Raw genomic sequence first — 4,219 nt, forward strand, 5'->3', positions numbered from 1 at the left:
CTCCTGCTCGGGCTGGGCCTGAGCGGGTGCAGCGTGATCAACTCCGTGCTCCCCGCGGACAAGCCCGCCCGCGACGACGCGGGTGAGGTGCTCGCCGAGGGCACTGAGAGCGCCTTCGACCTGAAGGTCGGAGACTGCGTCTCCGAGGGCACTGACGCGACCGTCGTGTCCTCCCTCACGGTGCTGCCCTGCTCCGAGGAGCACAGCGACGAGGTGTTCTTCGCCTTCGACCTTGAGGAGGGCGACTACCCGGGCGAGGCGGCCGTGGAGGCGATCGCGGACGAGCGCTGCGTCGCGGAGTTCCCGGGCTACGTCGGGATCGACTACACGGAGTCCGCGCTCACCTACTGGCCGATGACGCCGACCGAGGCGGGCTGGTCGGCCGTCCAGGACCGCGAGATCCTCTGCATGGTCTACGACGAGGCGGGCACCCTGAGCGAGTCCGTCAAGGGCACGGGGCGCTAGCTCGCCGCGATTCCCCCGCGCGCGGCCGTGACCGGGCCGCCGCACGAGAACGCCCCCGCGGACCCGATCGGGTCCGCGGGGGCGTTCTCGTGTTGCCGCGGCTCGCGCCTAGCGCACGCCCGCAATGATGGGGTCGTGGAAGGTCTGGCCGAAGACGCGCTCGCTCGCGCCGACCCGGTCCAGGTACGGCGTCGCACCGCCGGTCTGGAACGGCCAGCCCGCGCCGAGGATGAGGCACAGGTCGATGTCCTCGGCCGCGTGCACCACGCCCTCGTCGAGCATGATCTTGATCTCACCGGCGAGCTCGTCCTCGACGCGGCGCAGGATGGTCGCGCCGTCGACGGGGGAGGAGCCGAAGGTGAGGGCCTTCTTCGCGGCCTTGGACAGGTCCTTCACCTTGCGGTTCTTGTCCTTCTCCAGGGGCTCCGGAATCTCGGCGAGCGCGTGCAGGTTCGGCGAGGCGTAGAAGCGGTCCGGGAACGCGGCCACCATCGTGTCCTGCACGTGCGCGGCGACCTTCCAGCCGACGAGGTCGATCAGCTCGAAGGGGCCCATCGGGATACCGATCGACGCGAGCGACTGCTCCACAACCGGCAGCGGCGTGCCCTCGTCCAGGGCCCGGGCGGCCTCGCCCATGACCTTGGCAAGCAGGCGGTTCACGACAAAGCCCGGGCGGTCAGCCGTGATCACGGCGGACTTGCCGAGGGCGCGCGCGGTCGCCATCGCGGTGGCGAGCGTGGCCTCGTCGGTCTTCGGCGTCTTCACGACCTCCAGGAGCGGCATGACCGCGACCGGGTTGAAGAAGTGGAAGCCGACCAGCCGCTCGGGGTGCGCGAGCGTGGCGCCGATCTCTGCCACGTTCAGCGAGGAGGTGTTCGTCGCGAGCACGGCCTCGGGGGACACGTACTGCTCCACGTCGCCGAAGACGCTCTGCTTCACGCCCAGCTCCTCGAAGACGGCCTCGATGACCCAGTCGCAGTCCGCGAAGTCGGCCTTGTCGGTGGTGCCGGACACGAGCGCCTTCAAGCGGTTGCTCTCGTCGGCATCGATGCGGCCCTTGCCGTGCAGCTTGTCGATCTCGCCGCGGATGTACTCGAGGCCCTTGTCGACGCGGGCCTGGTCGAGGTCGGTGATGACCACGGGCACGCGCAGCTTCCGGACGAACAGGAGCGCGAACTGGCTGGCCATGAGCCCGGCGCCGATGACGCCGACCTTCTTGACCGGCTTCGCGAGCGCCTTGTCCGGGGCCCCGGCCGGGCGCTTGGCGCGCTTCTGCACCAGGTCGAAGGCGTAGATGGAGGCGTGGAACTGGTCGCCGGAGATGAGCTCCGCGAGGGCGTTGTCCTCGCGCTCGAAGCCCGCGGCGCGGTTGTTGTCCTTGGCGGCCTTGAGCAGGTCCAGGGCGACGTAGGGCGACTTCGCGGCGGTGCCGAGGCGGCTCTGCAGGGTGTCGCGGGCGATCTTAATGGCCACGTCCCACTTGGCGAGGCGCTCCAGCTTGCCGGGCACATTGGGGCGCTTGACCTCGGTCGCGCCCGTGAGCACGGAATCCGCCCAGGCGATGGACTGCTCTAGGTAGCTGGCGGGGGAGAACATCGCGTCGAAGAGCCCGAGCTCGAGCGCCTTGGCGGGCTTGAGCGTGCGGTTGTTCTTCACCGGATTCGAGATGATGACCTCGAGGGCGTTCTCGATCCCGATCAGGTTCGGGACGAGCGTCGCGCCGCCCCAGCCGGGAATCAGGCCGAGGAAGACCTCGGGCAGCGCGATCGCGGCGGCGGAGCTGTCCACCGTGCGGTAGTCGCAGTGCAGCGCGATCTCGACGCCGCCGCCGAGCGCGAGCCCGTTCACGAAGGCGAAGGAGGGCACCCCGATGGAGGAGAACTTGCCGAGCACGTGGTGGCCGAGCTGCGTCACGAGCCGCGCGTTCTCGGTCGTGCCGAGGTCGCTGACCTTCGAGAGGTCAGCGCCCGCGGCAAAGATGTAGGGCTTGCCCGTCACGGCAACCGCGCGGATCTCGCCGGCTGCGGCACGTGCCTGCTGCGCGTCGAGCACCTCGCCGAGCTGCTGCAGCGTGCGCGGGCCGAGCGTGTTCGGCCGGGTGTGGTCCCGGCCGTTGTCCAGGGTGATGAGCGCGAGCACGCCGCCCGAGGGCAGCGCGACATCGCGCACGAGGGACTCGGTGACGACCTCGTCGGCGCTGGCCTCGACGAGCGGGGCGAAGTCGATCTTCGTGTAGTCAGTCATTGCCGGTTACTTGCCTTTCCGACCGTTGTAGTGGGGGTTCTCCCAGATGATGCTGCCGCCCTGGCCCAGGCCGACGCACATGGCGGTCAGGCCGTAGCGAACATCGGGGCGCTGCTCGAACTGACGCGCGAGCTGGATCTGCAGCCGCACGCCGGAGGCGGCCAGCGGGTGGCCCAGCGCGATCGCGCCGCCCCACTGGTTCACGCGGGGGTCCTCGTCGGCGATGCCGAAGTGGTCCAGGAAGCTGAGCACCTGCACGGCGAAGGCCTCGTTCAGCTCGAAGAGCCCGATGTCCTCGATCGTCAGCCCGGCGAGCTTCAGCGCCTTCTCGGTGGACGGCACGGGGCCGAGGCCCATGACCTCGGGCTGGACGCCCGCGTACCCGAAGCTGACCATGCGCATCTTGGCGCTCAGGCCGAGCTCCTTGGCGGTGTCCTCGCCCGCGAGCAGCGACATGGTCGCCCCGTCGGTCAGCGGCGAGGAGGTGCCCGCGGTCACGCGACCGTGCGGGCGGAACGGGGTCTTCAGGGTGGCGAGGCCCTCCATCGTGGTCCCGGGGCGGCGCCCCTCGTCCTCGGTGGCGAGGCCCCAGCCGGACTCGCTGCGCAGGGCAACGGGGACCAGGTCGGGCTGGATGTTGCCCGCGTCATAGGCGGCCTGCACCTTGTGCTGGCTGAGCATACCGAAGCGGTCGGCGCGCTCCTTGGTGAGCTCCGGGAACCGGTCGTGCAGGCGCTCCGCCGTCATGCCCATGTTGAGGGCGTCCGGGCTGACGAGCTTCTCGGTCACGAAACGCGGGTTCGGGTCGGCGTCGCCGCCGAGGGGGTGCCGGCCCATGTGCTCGACGCCGCCCGCGACCGCGAGGTCGTACTGGCCAAAGCCGATCGCGGAGCCCATGAGCGTGGACACGGTGAGCGCGCCCGCGCACATGCGGTCGAGGGCGTAGCCGGGCACCGTGATCGGGAGACCGGCCAGGAGCGCAACGGTCCGGCCGAGGGTCAGGCCCTGATCGCCCTGCTGGGTGGTTGCGGCGATGCCGACGTCGTCGACCCGGTCCAGGGGCAGGTTGGGGTTCCGCTCAAGCAGGCCCTGCAGCGCCTTCACCGCGAGGTCATCCGACCGGGTCCCCCAGTACATGCCCTTTTCGCCGGCGCGTCCGAACGGGGTCCGAACCCCGTCGACGAACACGACTTCTCTCCTCGCGGCCACTGTGCCTCCAAAAGTTAGTAGTAACTGGGTGATCTTCACCCATCATAGAAAGGCAGAGCGTTCGGTGGGGGACCGTGCACGTTTTCTCCGTGGACCCGGGCGAGCCCCGAACGGGGTCTTAGCTGGACCCTACAAATGCCGCACTGATTATTGGTGCGGTTACGTCAAGTTGCCAGGGGCGGGCACCGAGTGCGCCGAGCGCCTCCGCGATCGCGGCCGGCGTGGGATCGGCGGGCGGCTCCCACGCGACCCGGCGCAGCAGCTCGGGGGTCAGCAGGTTCTCGGTGGGCATGCCGAGCCG

Annotated in this window: 3 protein-coding genes and 1 pseudogene; 1 reads left to right on the plus strand and 3 read right to left on the minus strand. The window is 70.0% G+C overall.

Going from position 1 to position 4,219, the window contains the following annotated elements:
* The coding region (locus OOT08_RS16155; RefSeq protein ID WP_325093848.1) for a septum formation family protein at positions 1-465 on the plus strand (465 nt) is incomplete at its 5' end.
* Between the two features lie 108 nt (positions 466-573).
* Here OOT08_RS16155 and OOT08_RS16160 read toward each other — a convergent pair.
* From OOT08_RS16160 to OOT08_RS16170, 3 genes and pseudogenes are all read right to left on the minus strand, one after another.
* The gene (locus tag OOT08_RS16160) at positions 574-2,709 is read right to left on the minus strand and encodes a 3-hydroxyacyl-CoA dehydrogenase NAD-binding domain-containing protein (protein WP_325093849.1); all 2,136 of its coding nucleotides are present in this window, start codon (positions 2,707-2,709) and stop codon (positions 574-576) included.
* A gap of 6 nt (positions 2,710-2,715) precedes the next feature.
* Positions 2,716-3,897 carry a thiolase family protein gene (locus OOT08_RS16165; protein ID WP_442916272.1) on the minus strand — a complete coding sequence of 394 codons (1,182 nt, stop codon included), beginning with the start codon at positions 3,895-3,897 and terminating at the stop codon, positions 2,716-2,718.
* Positions 3,898-4,036: 139 nt separating this feature from the next.
* Positions 4,037-4,219: pseudogene (locus OOT08_RS16170) on the minus strand (ribonuclease D); the annotation flags it as partial.

The organism is Leucobacter sp. M11 (assembly GCF_035726885.1).
Taxonomy (GTDB): domain Bacteria; phylum Actinomycetota; class Actinomycetes; order Actinomycetales; family Microbacteriaceae; genus JAPFRB01.